The organism is Lysinibacillus louembei, assembly GCF_033880585.1.
Taxonomy (GTDB): Bacteria; Bacillota; Bacilli; order Bacillales_A; family Planococcaceae; genus Metasolibacillus; species Metasolibacillus louembei.
The window spans coordinates 3,201,141-3,217,174 of sequence record NZ_CP137624.1 but is presented as its reverse complement, the minus strand read 5'-3'; the positions used below and the strand labels follow the sequence as shown (position 1 = coordinate 3,217,174).

Genomic DNA, 16,034 nt, shown 5'->3' with positions numbered 1-16,034 from the left:
GAGGTGAGTGCGATGTATATATCGGCTAGGGAGCGATCAATTTTGGCATTGTTAGTCGGTCAGGAAAAGGCGCTTCCTATTCGTGAGATTGCAAAGGAATTGGAAGTCAGTACACGCACAATCCAACGTGACCTTAAAGGGATTGAATCGATTTTAGAGAAATTCCAGCTCTCTTTGCAAAGGGAAGGTTCAACGCTGTCAATCAAGGGAGAGACTGAGCGACGGGTAGATATTATGTCATATATTTGGAGCCTTGAGCATGAGGAATACACGCCAGAGGAGCGACAAGTTGTTCTGTTGGCGCATCTTCTGCGTGCAGTGGAGCCAGTTAAGCTATATACACTCGCAAACGAATTGCATGTGGCAGTAGCAACGGTGAGTGCTGACCTACAAAAGGCGGAGAAATGGCTCGAAACCTTTTCATTGCAGCTTGTTAAAAAACGCGGCTATGGTGTTGAGGTAGTTGGGGATGAATGGATGGTTCGGACAGCGCTTAAAAAGTTAATTAGCGAAAATTTGAGCGAGGATTATTTTTATCATTTACTTAGTAGGGATGATAGTGAGCCACCGACAATTGTTCAAGAGGCATTAAGTCACCTTCTTTATTATGTAGATGTTGAAGTAATTAAAGGTGTGAAACAAGCAATTAGTGAATGGCGTCAATTAGTTGAGCGCAGAATTGTTGATAGCTCCTATATCTCGCTGATTATTCATGTGACACTTGCGGTGGAGCGAATAAAAGCAGGCGAGCGAATCGAGCTTTGTCGCAGCCAGCTAGAGAAAATGCAGGAGGAGTCTGAATATGCATTAGCGCAAAGCTTGGCAAATAAGTTAAGCATGATACTTGGAATGGATATTCCTGAGGAAGAGATAGGCTATTTTGCTATGCATATTCATGCATTGAAGTGGGATGAACAAAAGGATGAGGTGCTATATGGCTCAGACCTTGTGCTTGCTGTCCAAGTAAAGAGCTTAATTGAAATAATTGCTTCTAAATATCATATTCATTTTGAGGACCAGCAATTATATAAAGGCTTATTTGCACATATGAAGCCCGCTCTCTATCGAATTGAGCATAAAATGAAAATTCATAATCCGCTGCTTGCTAAAATTAAGGAAGAGTACCGAGAGCTATTTGAGGCAGTGACAAGTGCAGCTATAAACGTATTCAAAGGAATAAATCTCCCTGAGGAAGAGATAGGCTTTATCGTGATGCATTTTGGCTCAGCTATTGAGCTATGGCGAATGAAGGTCAATATTCGAGCATTAGTCATTTGCTCAAGTGGTATTGGCTCTTCCAAATTACTCGCGAGTAGACTAAAGAAGGAATTTCCAGAAATCGCAGAGCTTCATCATGCATCACTTTTTGACTTGCGTGAGGAGCAAATTGCGCAATATGATCTTGTCATCTCCACTGGTCCTGTTCCAGGAAGAAAAGATTATATTTATGTCAAACCGTATTTGGATTATCAAGAGGTTGAGGAAATACGTAGGTGGCTCGATAGCTATATCGGTAAGCAAAGGAATCTGTTGGAGGAATTTTCTAAGCAGCAAAAGGAGCTTGTTCCACGTTATGAGCTTAACCTATTTGAGCGCTTACGTGATATTAACCAAGATGTACTCACGATACTTCAACACTTTGAAGCCCGTAAGCTAACAGAGCAGACAATGGAGGAAAACTTAATGTCCATTTGTGCAGCTTACGTCCAAAAGGGTGCATTGCATGCAGCACAGGATGTTGTTACATCTTTATTAGCAAGAGAGCAGAGTGGAGGATTAGCTATTCCAGGCACACATTTAGCTCTTTTCCATACGAGACATCGGGATATTAAAGAGCCTGTTTTTGCAGTGTATGAATTAGAGGAAGGAATGCATCGCAAAGGCATGGATAACCAGCCAACCTTGGTCAAAAGGGTGTTATTGCTACTAGCTCCTGAGAAAATGGAGGAGCATCGGCTTTTATTTATTAGCTCCATTAGCGCCAGCATCATTGAGAATGATGCCTCCATTCATTTATATGAATATGGTGAAGAAGCGGAAATAAAAGCACATTTAGCAAATCAATTTAAACAATATTTACAAGAAATGTCGAGTGAAGGGTGATTAATATGACAATATTAGCAAAAGAAAATATTCGTTTTAATGGGCAAGCAAAGACGAAGGATGAGGCAATTCGTGAAGTCGGCAATGTATTAGTAGAGCAAGGCTATGTACAGGCTTCATATGTTGAGAAAATGTTAGAAAGAGAAGTGCTGACATCAACGTATATGGGTAATATGCTAGCCATTCCTCATGGTACAGAGGAGGCAAAGGCACAAGTTATTACATCGGGGCTTGCGGTGATGATTTATGCCAACCCAATTGAGTGGAACGGTGAAGAAGTGCGTTTAGTCATCGGTATTGCAGGGGCAGGTGGCGAGCATTTAGAGCTGCTTTCTAAAATTGCGATTGTTTGCTCAGAGGAAGAAAATGTGGAACGCATCTTGAACGCCTCTTCAGCTGAAGAAGTGCTATTAACATTTGAAGAGGGAGACGAGTAATGATGAAAGCAGTTCATTTTGGTGCTGGCAATATTGGACGTGGCTTTATCGGCGCACTTCTTTCTAAATCAGGCTATGATGTAACATTTGTGGATGTCAATGCTGACATTATCCAAGCACTGAAAGACAAGGGCAGTTATACGGTATTAATGGCAGAGGAAAACGGTGCAGCTGAAGTGATTTCAGGTGTTCACGCATTGAATTCTGAGCGTGAGCTGGATGCTGTAGTGGAGGCAGTGGCTCAGGCGGATATCGTGACAACGGCGGTAGGGCCGAATATTTTACGCTTTGTAGCAGAGCCGATTGCAAAAGGTTTAGAGCAAAAGGGCAATCGCCCATCGCTTGTTATTGCATGTGAAAATGCCATTGGCGCTACCGATACTTTACGTGTCCATATTGAGCAGCATGTGGATTCAGAAAAATTAGCAGATATTTTAGCAACGACAAGCTTCCCGAATTCAGCCGTTGATCGCATTGTGCCGAATCAACAGCATGACGAGCTGTTAACGGTTGCTGTTGAGCCTTTCTTTGAATGGGTAATTGATGCTTCGATGATTCAGACAGAGAAGCCAAAGTTAGCGGACGCTTTATTTGTGCCAGATTTAACACCATTTATTGAAAGAAAGCTGTTTACTGTTAATACAGGGCATGCAACAGTTGCTTATTTAGGCTATCAAAAGGGCTATACGACAATTTATGAGGCGATGCAAGATCAGGAAATTGTAGCAACGGTGCGTGCCGTTTTACAGGAAACAGGCTATGTGTTGACAACGGTATATGACTTTGACAAAGAGGAGCAAAGTGCCTACATTGATAAAGTGCTAAATCGTTTCAGCAATTCTTATGTATCCGATGAGCTAATTCGTGTCGGTCGTAGCCCATTGCGTAAATTAAGTCGCTATGAGCGATTTATTAAACCAGCAATGATGCTATTGCAGCTTGGTCAACAACCCGTCGCTTTATTAGATGGTATCAAGGCGGCATTCCAATTTGATGTGACCGAGGATGCTGAAAGCGTGGAACTACAAACAAAGCTTAAAACACTGCCATTAATAGATGTAGTTGTGGAAGTGACAGGCTTGACTAAGGAGGACGAGCTTGTTAGCCTAATTTTAGCTAAGCTAGAAGCATAGAAAAACGGATGGAAAAAACAAAGCGTTTTTTCCATCCATTTTTTATACTTGCTCAAGCGCAGCAATTGCTTGTAGCACTTGCTCTTCTGTTAAATTATGTCTAACGATATAGCGATTGCGCTCATGCTTCGTACATTCAATCGTACAGCCGCCTAAATGCTTCGCTTCATTTTCTTCTGATGTTAAAATTTGCTTGTTACATTCTGGATTTGCACAATTAATGTAGCGCTCACACGGTGTACCATCGAAATGGTCACGTCCAACAACGACATGCTCCACTTGGTTAATTGGCACAGTTAAACGTTCATCAAAAACATACATTTGTCCGTCCCATAGCTGACCTTTCGTTTCAGGGTCTTTACCATATGTTGCAATCCCACCATGCAATTGCCCTACATCCTCAAAGCCTTCACGCTTTAGCCAGCCTGAAAACTTCTCACAGCGAATGCCGCCTGTACAATATGTTAAAACGCGCTTTCCTTCGAATAATTCGCGATTTTCACGCACCCATTGTGGTGTATCACGGAAGTTGTCAACCTCTGGACGAATGGCACCACGGAAATGACCAACATCATACTCATATGTGTTACGCACATCTAATACCACTGTATCCTCACGTTGCATTTGCTCTAAAAATTGCGCAGGGGATAAATATTCGCCTGTAATTTCATGCGGATTGACATCATCCTCTAGGCTTAAGTTAACTAACTCAGGGCGTGGACGCACATGCATTTTTTTGAATGCATGACCTTCTACCTCATCAATTTTAAAGACAATTCCTTTAAATAACGGGTCATTTTGCATCAATTCCATATAAGCATTTGTCGCTTCAATTGTACCTGATACTGTTCCGTTAATGCCCTCTGTTGCGACTAAAATACGACCTTTTAGCTCAAGCTCCTTACACTGCTCTAAATGCTGTGCTGAAAATTCAGCAGGATCTTCAATTGTTGTATAAAAATAATACAGTAAAACGCGGTAATCTTTCATGTTTAATTCCACCTTATGCGTGTTTGCAGGACACGTTTTTTAACTTGCTTCAGCAGACATCTCACACATTTATAGTGGTCGGATGTATGCAAAAAAGGCTTTTAAATCAGAAAGTTAAACTCCCTACTCCTGCGATTACTCGTCGTAGAAAAGAGTTGCTGATTCAAGTTAAGCCTCTGGCAGATGTCACAGATTTTGAGAAAAATCTGGACGCAATTACACTCAGGCGTAATTGATAGCCGACGATAATTATATCAAAAATGGCTAAAGAGTGCTATCAGTAATTGGTCTGAAATGAATGCTATAATTATAAAAAGGGGTGAGAGGAATGAAAATTGTTATTAGCCCAGACTCATTTAAAGGAACGATGACGGCGTCCGAGGCAGCTACAAGTATCGAGCGTGGTGTGAAACAATGTCTGCCTGACGCAACAACAGTTTTGTTGCCTGTTGCTGATGGAGGAGAGGGAACATTAGAAACGCTTGCACAGCAATTACATACAATACAGGTACTTGACCCACTTGGCAGAGCCATTACTGCGAGCTACGGCGTATTGGCTGATGGCACAACATGTGTCATTGAAATGGCACAAGCTTCAGGGCTGACATTGCTACAACAGTCAGAACGTAACCCTGCAATCGCTTCAAGCTATGGTACAGGGCAATTGATTCGCCATGCGCTCGAGCAAGACTATCGAGAGTTTATTATATGTATCGGTGGCAGTGCGACGAACGACGGTGGCGTTGGCATGCTACGTGCATTAGGCTTGCGCTTATTAGATGAAGCAGGTGTAGAGGTGGCACATACAATCGCAGGTTTATATGATGTGCAGCAAGTAGATTTTTCTAATTGGGATGAAAAAATTCAGCACGCGACATTCCTAGTTGCCTGCGATGTGGATAATCCGCTTGTTGGCGAAAAAGGCGCAACAGCCGTGTTTGGCAAGCAAAAAGGTGTAGAAGACATCGCTTATTTTGACACAGCTTTAACAAAGTGGGCGAATATCGTGGAAAAGGAAATCGGTATTCGCCTGCATGATTATCCAGGTGCTGGTGCTGCTGGTGGGATGGGTGGAGCGTTAATTGCTTTTTTAAACGGTCAGCTTCAACAAGGTATTGAGCTTGTACTACAGCGCCTACATTTTGCACAAATCATTGAAGGCGCTGATTTAATTATTACTGGAGAAGGTCAGTCGGATGCGCAAACACTGCATGGTAAAGCGCCATTTGGTGTACTGACATATGCAAAAAAGCACAATATCCCTGTGCTTTTATTATCGGGAGTAATTAAGGATAGCGAATTATTGTCACAGTATTTCCAATTTTGTCATGCCGTTGTACAAAATGATGTTACAGTAGAAATGGCGATGCAGAGACCTGCAAAATATTTAACAGAGGCAACTTATCAGTGGATGATTAAAAATTTCAAAAATGGGTAAAGTATAGTGTACTAAAAAATAAAGGAGTTTTGATGTATGTCACAAAATTTAAACGCAAAATTAAACGAGCTTGTTTCAACGTATTCTGTGCTGTATACAAAGTTACACAATTATCATTGGTATGTAAGCGGTCCATCATTTTTCACATTGCATGACAAATTTGAAGAATTGTATAATGAAGCAACATTGAATCTCGATGAGCTAGCGGAGCGCATTTTATCGAAGGATGCGAAGCCTGTTGCGACATTGCGTGAGCATTTAGCGCAATCATTAATTCAAGAGGCTGAAGGCAAAGAAACGGCAGAGCAAATGGTTGCTACTATTGTTGCCGATTTTAAAACAATTATGCAGGCACTAAATGAAACGATGTCCATTGCAGCAGAAGATGGTGATGACCGTACAGAGGACATGCTGAATGCGATGTATCAAAGTATTGAAAAGCATACGTGGATGTTGAATGCCTATCTTGGTGAAAGCGTCAGCGCACAATAAGTGGGTAGAGCTATGTGGAATTTTTCCATATAGCTCTTTTTGTCATTAGTTCTGCTAAAAGTAGATGTTCAGGTTGATATTTATTTGAATTATTGATATCAGCACATTCTATTAGTTTCATTTGTATTGGAAATAACATACATATATAATAATTGAGAATGCCGAAATTTGATACAATGAACGGCAGGTTGTTTGGATAAAAAGAGCCATAATTGGAGAAAGGTAGCCAACGAATGGAGAATAAAAAGTTTAATGTATAAATAATATTCATAAGAAAAAGCAATAAACTCTGTCCCATCAGTGTTTGTTGCTTCTCTTTACGTAACCAAACTTACATTTGTTTTGTATACGCTATAAATTCTTATTGCACTAAAGCCCCCGTTAGTGAAACAAGAATGCTTATCATGGGGATAGGTTCCGTTTTATATACTTAGACATATTTTTCTGGTATGTACAACCGCATATAAAGATAACCATCCTCCATATCGCCTGTTATTTCAAAGCCTATGTTGCTCCAAAATTTTTGTGCGGTTATATTTTCTAATTTAACTGGTAAAGAAATCCTACTTGCATTGTATTCTTCCCACAAATATTCAACACAAAGCCTAGCTGCTGCTGATCCATAGCCTCTTTTTTGAAAACGACTATCTATCATAAAATTTATGATTTGGGGATTATTGTCGCCAATATACATTAAAACATAGCCCACCATCACATTATCGGCATAAATTGCAAAGGGGCGTGAGTCATCATAAAACACCCACGCTTCGGCTAAAGACCACGCTACAGAGTCTACAAAGTCCGCATTGGTATCAGCTGTATGCAAGTTTAAACATTCTTGATAATTGTCCTGATTAATTGTTCTTAACTCCACCAAAAAATATCACCTTCTAAATATAGTTTAAGGATGTTTAATGGAAATAATTCAACTTTTGAAAAGTGGAATTAGCAAATAAATCTTAATACAACCTGGAAATTCTAGAACTTAATGCTCCAATTGATTTTGAATCAGTTCTCCTTGATAATTACTTTCTTTCTCTAACCATTTAGAAAATAGAAGTAGACAATTCAAATAGGATATTGCAGAGCTTTTACTAATTCGCCCTAAACAATCATGATAATATCTGTCAAAGGAATAAAGGGCTGGTTGTCTTTAAATACAATTACTTGTACTTAATCTTACAGAGTAAGGGCTTCCATTCATTTTTGCGTTTTTTCAACAACAGAGCCCTGTAATTCAGGAGCAACTAATTCAACTTTCATTCTGTCTGGATCTTCAAAGTAAACGGCATAATGCTGCTGTCCACCAGCAAATGGATGCTGCTTCTTGTAGAGGATTTTGACGCCACGTTCTTCGAGTTTTTTTGTCATATTATCCACATGCTCACGTGAGGTTGCATGAAAGGCTAAATGATTCAGACCCACTCTGCAGCGATGATAAGCAATGTCTAAAAATCGTTCCTCTGCTTGAACAAACACAATATATGTATTTTCGAGCTTCCAGCTTTGTCCGCCATCCCATTTTTGAAACGGTTCATAGCCTAATTCCTCTAACAGCCAGCCCCAAAACGTAACGGATTGCTCCAAATTGGAGACATATAATTCGATATGATGTAATAGCCCTTTAGTCAATATAATTTCCCCTTCCTTTGAAAATTATAGCAAATTTCCATATTGACGAATATACAACATTTCGATAATATTTACGTTAACCTATAAAATATTTTGGTTAACTTAAAATAGAGGGTGTTTGATGGAAATAGTATCAAAAAGCACGACTTGGCGTACGGTGGATTTACTTTATTGCAGTGCGTTTGCAACATTAATGATGATTGGAGCAAATATTACGTCGTTTGTGCCGTTTTTAGTGGCGGGCGGTGTGCCCATTACACTGCAAACCTTTTTTGGTGTACTGGCAGGGCTTGTCCTTGGGCGTGTGAAAGGCGCCGTAGCATGTACGGTTTATATGTGTATTGGATTAGCAGGTGCACCTGTTTTTGCGAAATTTACAGGAGGTCCAGCCGCTCTCGTTTCACCGACATTTGGCTTTATCATTAGCTTTATTATTTGTGCATATATCGCTGGTGCGATTGTGGAGCGCTACCAAACAACAAAGGCTTATATCGCTAGCGCTTTAATTACAATGACATTAATTTATCTGTTAGGCACGAATTGGATGTACTTTGCCTATCAATTGTGGGCAGCCGCACCGGATGGCTTTAGCTATAAAATGGCATGGGCATGGATGGTGCCACCGATGCCGAAGGATGTTATTTTAGCGATTGTGGCAGGCTTACTGGCATATCGACTGCAAAAAACATTGCGTATTTTACCAATTAAATAGAGGGTAGGGGAAAATATGAACTGGCAACAACTAGCGAACGATGTAATTGAGGGGAAAATGTTAACAAATCACGAAGCATTAGCTATTTTACACATACCAGATGAGGAGCTGTTACCGCTATTGCATGGTGCTTATACGATTCGTAAGCATTATTACGGCAATAAAGTAAAGCTGAATATGATCATGAATGCGAAAAGTGGCTATTGTCCTGAAAACTGTGGCTATTGCTCACAATCGTCCATTTCAACAGCCCCAATTGACAAGTATCCGTTTATTACGAAGGAGGAAATTTTAGCAGGGGCAAAGCAGGCGTTTGACAATCAAATTGGCACGTTTTGTATCGTTGCGAGTGGGCGAGGGCCGACACGTAAAGATGTCAATGTCGTGAGTGAGGCAGTCAAGGAAATTAAAGAGCAATATGGCTTGAAGGTTTGCGCCTGTCTTGGTTTATTAAAGGACGAGCAAGCGGAGCAGCTAAAGGAAGCAGGCGTTGATCGCTATAATCATAATTTAAATACGTCCGCAAGGCACCATGATTATATTACGACATCGCATACGTATGAGGATCGTGTCAATACGGTGGAAATGGCGAAAAAGCATGGACTTTCGCCTTGCTCAGGTGCGATTATTGGAATGAAGGAAACGAAGCAGGATGTGGTAGATATCGCTTATGCGCTTCATGCCCTTGATGCAGACTCAATTCCAGTTAACTTTTTAAATGCCATTGATGGCACAAAGCTTGAAGGGACAAAGGAATTAAATCCACGCTATTGCTTAAAGGTGCTCGCCTTGTTCCGCTTTATTAATCCAACGAAGGAAATTCGTATTTCCGGTGGACGAGAAATTAACTTAGGCACATTGCAGCCGTTAGGGCTATATGCGGCAAATAGCATTTTTGTTGGTGATTATTTAACGACAGCGGGGCAGGAGAAAAATAAAGATTATCAAATGCTTGAGGATTTAGGCTTTGAGATTGAGCTAACAGCGAAGCAACGGGAGTTTTGCGAAATTTCTAGTTAAAAAGTAGCGATTCGCCCATTAAATAGTTAGGGGCATGTCTTTTTTAGACAGCCCCAATTAAAAGTTTAGACTTCCTCAATATCATATACCACTATTTTATTTTGATTTAATAGCATAATAACGGACATTTTTTGACTTGGATTGAATGCGATTTCAATAAATGTACCGCTATCTTTCCCTTCAAAGCCTTGTTCCTTTAGGACAGCAAGCGCCTGTGAAATATTCGTGACATAAATTCTATATGTTTGCATAAAATCCCTCCTTGCTTTGACATAATAGCATTTTTTAAAAGCATTTACTAAAATTATTGCTTTATGTGACATTTTATTGAAAAAACTGAAACTTATATCCTGATATATGTGTAAAAAGTATTAATATATTTGAACTAGTAATGTATGATAGAGATAACGCTACATGTAGGGATGGAGGAGAGGTTGTAAAATGCTAAAGTCGATGAAGTGGAAAATGATGTTTGAAATTATGTTAGTTGTTGTAATAATTATTGGGGCATTTTCAGTTTATATTTACTACACAACTTCTCACAATATAAAAAGCAATGGAGAGGCGTTAGTAGAGTCGGTTGCAATGGGGATGGAGGGCGCTATCCATTCACGGGAGAAGGCTGAAGAAATTATGGAAAAAGAGATGCTTGGACAGTCAGTTATGGCATCGTATATTATTCAGCAAGGGGCTACATATAACGATTTAAAAGAAATTGCGGAGCGTGCAGGCATTGATGAAATTTGGAGCACAGACGATAAAGGCAATACAGGTGTGACATCTGTTGCCCCGTCTATCGATTTCAACTTCGGGTCTGATCCGAATGGCCAAGCAGCTGAATATATGCAGCTATTAGACGGACGTGCACAGCAAATTGTTCAAAAGGCGCAAATTCGCGATATTGATAATGAGTTTTATAAATTCGTAGGTGTTGGTGGCTGGGATGTGGCAAATCCGCAGATTGTTCAAGTGGCGCGTAACGGTCAACAATTGTTAGATTTAGAGGCAAGCATCGGTAGCGAATATTATGTCAATCAGCTAAAGGAGCATTTATCTGCTACTGTTTTATATGCAGCGATGGTATCTGACAGCGGAGAAGTGCTAGCTGCTACATCAGAGCAAGCTTTAACAGATTTAGGCTTTACTAGTCAGCATTTTACTGATGAAGCTTTACAGCAGTGGACAGGAGAATACGATAATGAACGTGTCACACAATATGTAAAGAAGCTTTCAAACGGCTCTTATTTAGCTATTTCTGTATCCAATGCCATTTTAACAAAAATTCAAGTTGGTACAGTGATTGCTGCACTTATCGTGATTGCTGTTATTTTTATCGTGACAAATTTAACGCTCTCAAGACAAGTTTCTCGCATTTTAGCTGTGCGAGATTCATTGGAGGATATCGGACAGGGAGAGGCTGATTTAACGAAGCGTATTGCTGCAAGCTCACAGGATGAAATTGGGCAGCTTGTCGTATCCTTTAATGCGATGATGGATAATTTCCAGCACATTATTCGTGATTTACAGCAGGAGGCAAATGGTATTCAGCACGCAGCAGCAACGATTCAGCACAGTGCAAGTCAAACATTACAAGCATCGCAATTCATTCAAACGCAGTCAGAGCAGGCGGCAATAGGCTCTAGTCAGCAGCTTACAAGCACACAGGAAAGCGCCTATGCAATGGGCGAATTAGCACAAGGCATTCAGCATATTGCAGAATCTATTACGGAAATTGCCACGATTTCACGTACAACTGAAGAAAATGCCACTGGCGGCTTAGCCATTATGAATCAATTGCAGCAGCATTTGAAAGTGATTTATGAAAAAAATGATTCCTCTGTTGCGAGCACACAGGAATTAGTGAAGCTATCATCAACAATTGGTGAATTTACGAAGGTGATTACAGACATAGCGGATCAGACGAACTTGCTCGCATTAAATGCATCAATTGAAGCAGCACGTGCTGGTGAGGCGGGCAAAGGCTTTGCTGTCGTTGCAGATGAGGTGCGCAAGCTGGCAGAGGATTCGAGAACAGCAGCTGAACGCATTTCACAGGTTGTGACAAATGTACAGCATGAAACAACCGATATTGTACAAGTGATTCGCTCATTAGCAACTGTTTTAGATGAAGGGCATATGACAGCAGATAAAGTACAGCAATCGTTTGAGGGCATCAATGCAGATATTCGCTCATTAGCTGTAGAGGTGGACTCTGTTTCGGGGGCTGCACAGGAGATGGCGGCAAGCACGCAGGAGGTAACAGCGACGATGGAGGATGTTTCAAGCTTGGCAAAGCAAACAACTTCAAGCATGGAGGACATGGCAGAGCAAGTGAAAAATCAAGTGGCAAGCATGGACAATATGACTAATGCTATTACGCAATTAAATGACACGGTCAATAGCTTAGAGCGTGTCGCAGGGCATTATAAAGTATAAAGGAGATGGGAGCTGCCCGCAAAGGGTGGCTCCTTTTTATTCCGTATTAACAGGCTGTAAGACCCCACTTCAAAACAGCACATAAAATCAAGGTGTTTAAGTGGGGGAGGAGGAAAACCCCCACTGATTGAAGGTTCACTTTATCATGATTCAGTAGAAAATGCTCACCGCTATAGGTTGTGCGATGAATCCCTTCATTCAATGAGTGTCCAAACACAATGCACAATCCCGCCAAAGCGTAATTGATATTTGAAACGTTGTTAGTTTAATAAATTAACCTATTCAAATGCGCAAGGACTATCTATAATGAAAGCAATAGCTGTTATTAGTAGAATGGTCATTGATAAGGGGGGAATCGTGATGCGACGATTGATATATTTTTTTCTAGTAGGGGCGATTTTGCTTCTTAGTGGATGCGGGGTTAAGAAAGAATTTATTCAAGATAGCATGCAGACAACAGAGCAGGCCGTTTATCAAATTGACGGAGAGTGGGAAATGTTTAAGCAACAGCTAGTCAGCCCTGAAGAAATCGAGCATTATTCTCCACAGCGCATCTCAACGCCATTATCCTTTCAGAGCTTATGGGGGGAGAGCAATGGCTATGCGACATTTCATAAGAAAATTGCAATAGACAGGATGCAAGTCAATCAAAGTCTGGCGGTTTATTCTTAATATATGTATACGGCATATCGACTGTATATAGATGGAGAGCTTGTGTTGCAGGTCGGAGAAGTGGGACCAACAAAGGAAGAAAGCAAGCCAGAGATGCGTGCAAAAATTGGCTATTTTACACCTAAAGAGTCAAAAATTGATATCGTCCTGCAAATTTCAAATTTCCACCATCAACAAGGTGGCGTCAATAATGATTTTGTCATAGGTAGCGTAGAAAATGTCACAAATTATTATCATTATCAGCAGTATCAGCTATTTTCTCAAATCGGAATTCTTGTCATTATTGGGATATCAGCAACTGTTTTTGCGCTACTCGCAAGAAAGCAGTATTTATTTTTAGGGTTTGGGGTTTTTTGCTTTTTAATGGCATTGCGCGGCTTATTTGCGGGCAATATTTTTATTACAACGATCTTCCCCAATATGTCATGGCTTATGACAACAAGGATTGAATATTTGATTACGAACTGGCTCAGCGTGCTTTGTGTGTTAACAGTTTATTTGCTTTATCAGGATCGCATATTAAAATGGATGTTTTACACGATTTTGTCGGCGGTTTGCGTGCTAACGGTTATTACGTTAACAACGGAAGTGGCAACGTTTCAATTTTATTTTAAATGGATCTTTTTATTAGTCATTCCGGTATTTGTTTATATGCTATTTTTATTATGGAAACGAGCTTTTCGCAAGGATTATACGGCCACCTGGCTCATGATTGGCTGCTTTTTAATGGTTGCGACGGTTATTAATGATTATTTAGTTGCACAAAATCTTTTGCCAACAGGTCAGCTTGCCATGTATGGTGCAACAGCGTTTGTCTTTTGTCAAGTGATTGCAACAAGCTATTCTTATGCAACAGAGCTTCAACGAGCAAAATATTTGAACAATGAATTGCAGCTGCTGAATCGCACATTGGATGATAAAGTACAAAAAAGCACGCAGGAGCTACTTGAGGTGAATGAGCATTTACAGCAGCAAGTTTGGATGGATGGGCTGACAAAGGTCTATAATCGCCAATATTTTAATGAGCAATGTGAAAAACTGCTTTCACACGGCATAAATATTGGGCTTATTTTGATGGATATTGACCGCTTCAAGGCATATAACGATTACTATGGGCATGTTAAGGGAGATGCAATACTACATACGGTGGCACAAAAGGCTTTACAGCAAGTCCCAGCAAACGGTTTTTTAGCACGCTATGGAGGCGAGGAATTTGCTGTTGTTTTAACAGACACAACGCAAGCACAATGCTTAGAAGTAGCAGAGACGATACGCCAAGCGGTGGAGCGAGAAGGCATAGAACATGAAGTAGTAGAAAGTAAAATCGTGACGACGAGCGCAGGTGTTATTTTTGCAACATGTTTAAATAACTATACAAAAATAACTGATTTCATTGACGCAGCGGATCACGCACTGTACAAGGCAAAGAAACAAGGACGCAATCGAGTTGTGATGATGGATTAAATAAAATAGATTAAAGGGATTCACAGATAAAAAGGGAAAGTCGCAAATAAAACTGAGAGTTCGCAAATATCTTGGGAAAGTCGCAAATAAAACTGAGAGTTCGCAAATATCTTGGGAAAGTCGCAAATAAAACTGAGAGTTCGCAAATATCTCAGGAAAGTCGCAAATAAAACTGAGAGTTCGCAAATATCTCAGGAAAGTCGCAAATAAAACTGAGAGTTCGCAAATATCTTGGGAAAGTCGCAAATAAAACTGAGAGTTCGCAAATATCTCAGGAAAGTCGCAAATAAAACTGGGAGTTCGCAAATATCTCGGAGAAATCGCAAATAAAACTGAGAGTTCGCAAATATCTCAGGAAAGTCGCAAATAAAACTGGGAGTTCGCAAATATCTTGGGAAAGTCGCAAATAAAACTGAGAGTTCGCAAATATCTTAGAGAAATCGCAAATAAAAAAGCAAACTCTGAATATTTAAAACAAACCCTGATATATTTTATCAAGTGTTTTGCAGTATTTTATGTGAAATAAAGAATAATCAACATGCTTGCTATTTTATAAATCTACCGATTCTTAGCACAAAAGGCTTACTGGAAATGGACATGCCCTTTTCCAGTAAGCCTTTATTGTGCGGTTTAATCTGCTTGAATTTCCTCGACTGTTTGCTCTACTTCTGCACGCGACACTTTTTCACGACCATCGCGTAATGCCTTTAATGTTTTATGTGCTAATGCCAATGGTAAACGACAGAATAACAAGACTGTGCGCTTGTTAATGCTTTTCATATATTCATCAGCCTTCGCTAAGTTTTCCTCGGCATAGGCAAATAGCTCAGGGCGCCCCCAGCCATCTGGTACGAAGCTGACACCGCGCTCATTTAAATCTTCCTGCTCGTTGCGCAAAATATTGACGGCCTGTAAGCCGCGACCGTAACCAATAGCTAAGTCTCGGTCTGTTTGGATGCCCTCAAACTCATACCATAAATCAGACAGCATAACACCGACAAGACCTGCGACATAATATGTATAATCATCCAAATCTTCACGTGTCGACACCTGCCAATTTGCCTTCGCCCATTTCGCCATACCTGTTGCCATTTCGCTCGTTGCTGCTGTTACAAGTGGCAGTGCTCTTGCAGGACATGCCTCTAACCAATCGGCTAAACGCAATGTTACTTCAGGTAATTTATCTTGCTGTGGTGCAAGAAGTGCTGTATATGCATTTGCATCAAATGGCTTTTGCAACAGCTCGCTTGTTGCCATTAATAGCGCATGCTTTGTGTCATTATCAATCTCTTCGTGGTCTTCAATTTCGTCGATAGCACGCATCGCTAAATAGGCTGTAGCTACTGCCATCTTCAATTCTTTTTGTAAAAATGTTATCGGAATATAAAAAGTGCGGCTCGTTTCTTTTAAAACGCGCATTGCCTCTTTTTGAAGCACTTTATTTGTCATACCGACGCCTCCTCAAATATATACACACTCTATCGTAACGCAAAATAGTGAAAAGA

15 protein-coding genes are annotated in these 16,034 nt (G+C 40.4%); 10 read left to right on the top strand and 5 right to left on the bottom strand.

Annotation, left to right across the window (positions count from 1 at the left end; all coding sequences use genetic code 11):
- The first annotated feature begins 12 nt into the window (after positions 1-12).
- The 3 genes from R6U77_RS16005 to R6U77_RS15995 are packed head-to-tail and all read left to right on the top strand — an operon-like array spanning position 13 to position 3,673.
- On the top strand, positions 13-2,103 hold the full coding sequence (locus R6U77_RS16005) for a BglG family transcription antiterminator (protein ID WP_319836419.1): 2,091 nt from the start codon (positions 13-15) through the stop codon (positions 2,101-2,103).
- 5 nt (positions 2,104-2,108) lie between these two features.
- Positions 2,109-2,540, top strand: a complete 432-nt coding sequence (locus tag R6U77_RS16000) for a PTS mannitol transporter subunit IIA (RefSeq protein ID WP_293920016.1) — start codon at positions 2,109-2,111, stop codon at positions 2,538-2,540.
- Positions 2,540-3,673 carry a mannitol-1-phosphate 5-dehydrogenase gene (locus R6U77_RS15995; protein ID WP_319836418.1) on the top strand — a complete coding sequence of 378 codons (1,134 nt, stop codon included), beginning with the start codon at positions 2,540-2,542 and terminating at the stop codon, positions 3,671-3,673. Before R6U77_RS16000 ends, R6U77_RS15995 begins: the two co-directional genes overlap by 1 nt.
- A gap of 42 nt (positions 3,674-3,715) precedes the next feature.
- Here the strand turns inward: R6U77_RS15995 and trhO are convergent, their stop codons facing one another.
- Positions 3,716-4,663: an oxygen-dependent tRNA uridine(34) hydroxylase TrhO gene (gene trhO / locus R6U77_RS15990; protein ID WP_319836417.1), complete on the bottom strand. Its 948-nt coding sequence runs from the start codon at positions 4,661-4,663 to the stop codon at positions 3,716-3,718.
- Between the two features lie 328 nt (positions 4,664-4,991).
- Between trhO and R6U77_RS15985 the strand changes: the two genes are divergently transcribed.
- Together R6U77_RS15985 and R6U77_RS15980 are read left to right on the top strand one after the other, a co-directional pair.
- Complete coding sequence (locus R6U77_RS15985) at positions 4,992-6,101, top strand: glycerate kinase (protein WP_319836416.1); 1,110 nt, start codon at positions 4,992-4,994, stop codon at positions 6,099-6,101.
- 36 nt (positions 6,102-6,137) lie between these two features.
- Entirely contained in the window at positions 6,138-6,593 is a 456-nt protein-coding gene (locus tag R6U77_RS15980; protein WP_293920012.1) for a Dps family protein, read from the top strand.
- Between the two features lie 430 nt (positions 6,594-7,023).
- Here R6U77_RS15980 and R6U77_RS15975 read toward each other — a convergent pair whose 3' ends face one another.
- Both R6U77_RS15975 and R6U77_RS15970 read right to left on the bottom strand, forming a co-directional pair.
- Entirely contained in the window at positions 7,024-7,467 is a 444-nt protein-coding gene (locus tag R6U77_RS15975; protein ID WP_319836415.1) for a GNAT family N-acetyltransferase, read from the bottom strand.
- A gap of 326 nt (positions 7,468-7,793) precedes the next feature.
- Positions 7,794-8,225, bottom strand: coding sequence for a VOC family protein (locus R6U77_RS15970; protein WP_319836414.1), 432 nt, complete (start codon positions 8,223-8,225; stop codon positions 7,794-7,796).
- Between the two features lie 121 nt (positions 8,226-8,346).
- Here R6U77_RS15970 and R6U77_RS15965 point away from each other — a divergent pair, with 121 nt between their 5' ends.
- Positions 8,347-8,937 carry a biotin transporter BioY gene (locus R6U77_RS15965; protein ID WP_293920010.1) on the top strand — a complete coding sequence of 197 codons (591 nt, stop codon included), beginning with the start codon at positions 8,347-8,349 and terminating at the stop codon, positions 8,935-8,937.
- A 15-nt stretch (positions 8,938-8,952) separates the two neighbouring features.
- Positions 8,953-9,957: a biotin synthase BioB gene (bioB, locus tag R6U77_RS15960; RefSeq protein ID WP_319836413.1), complete on the top strand. Its 1,005-nt coding sequence runs from the start codon at positions 8,953-8,955 to the stop codon at positions 9,955-9,957.
- Positions 9,958-10,022: 65 nt separating this feature from the next.
- Here the strand turns inward: bioB and R6U77_RS15955 are convergent, their stop codons facing one another.
- Positions 10,023-10,208, bottom strand: a complete 186-nt coding sequence (locus R6U77_RS15955; RefSeq protein WP_319836412.1) for a hypothetical protein — start codon at positions 10,206-10,208, stop codon at positions 10,023-10,025.
- A gap of 190 nt (positions 10,209-10,398) precedes the next feature.
- On the opposite strand from R6U77_RS15955, the gene R6U77_RS15950 reads away from it, so the two are divergent.
- From R6U77_RS15950 to R6U77_RS15940, 3 genes are all read left to right on the top strand, one after another.
- Positions 10,399-12,393, top strand: a complete 1,995-nt coding sequence (locus R6U77_RS15950) for a methyl-accepting chemotaxis protein (RefSeq protein ID WP_319836411.1) — start codon at positions 10,399-10,401, stop codon at positions 12,391-12,393.
- Positions 12,394-12,753: 360 nt separating this feature from the next.
- Positions 12,754-13,065 (top strand): hypothetical protein, encoded by a 312-nt coding sequence (locus R6U77_RS15945; protein ID WP_319836410.1) that lies wholly within the window; start codon positions 12,754-12,756, stop codon positions 13,063-13,065.
- A gap of 45 nt (positions 13,066-13,110) precedes the next feature.
- Complete coding sequence (locus R6U77_RS15940) at positions 13,111-14,529, top strand: sensor domain-containing diguanylate cyclase (protein WP_319836409.1); 1,419 nt, start codon at positions 13,111-13,113, stop codon at positions 14,527-14,529.
- 630 nt (positions 14,530-15,159) lie between these two features.
- On the opposite strand, the gene R6U77_RS15935 is transcribed toward R6U77_RS15940, so the two are convergent.
- Entirely contained in the window at positions 15,160-15,978 is an 819-nt protein-coding gene (locus R6U77_RS15935; protein ID WP_319836408.1) for a squalene/phytoene synthase family protein, read from the bottom strand.
- Positions 15,979-16,034: the final 56 nt, after the last annotated feature.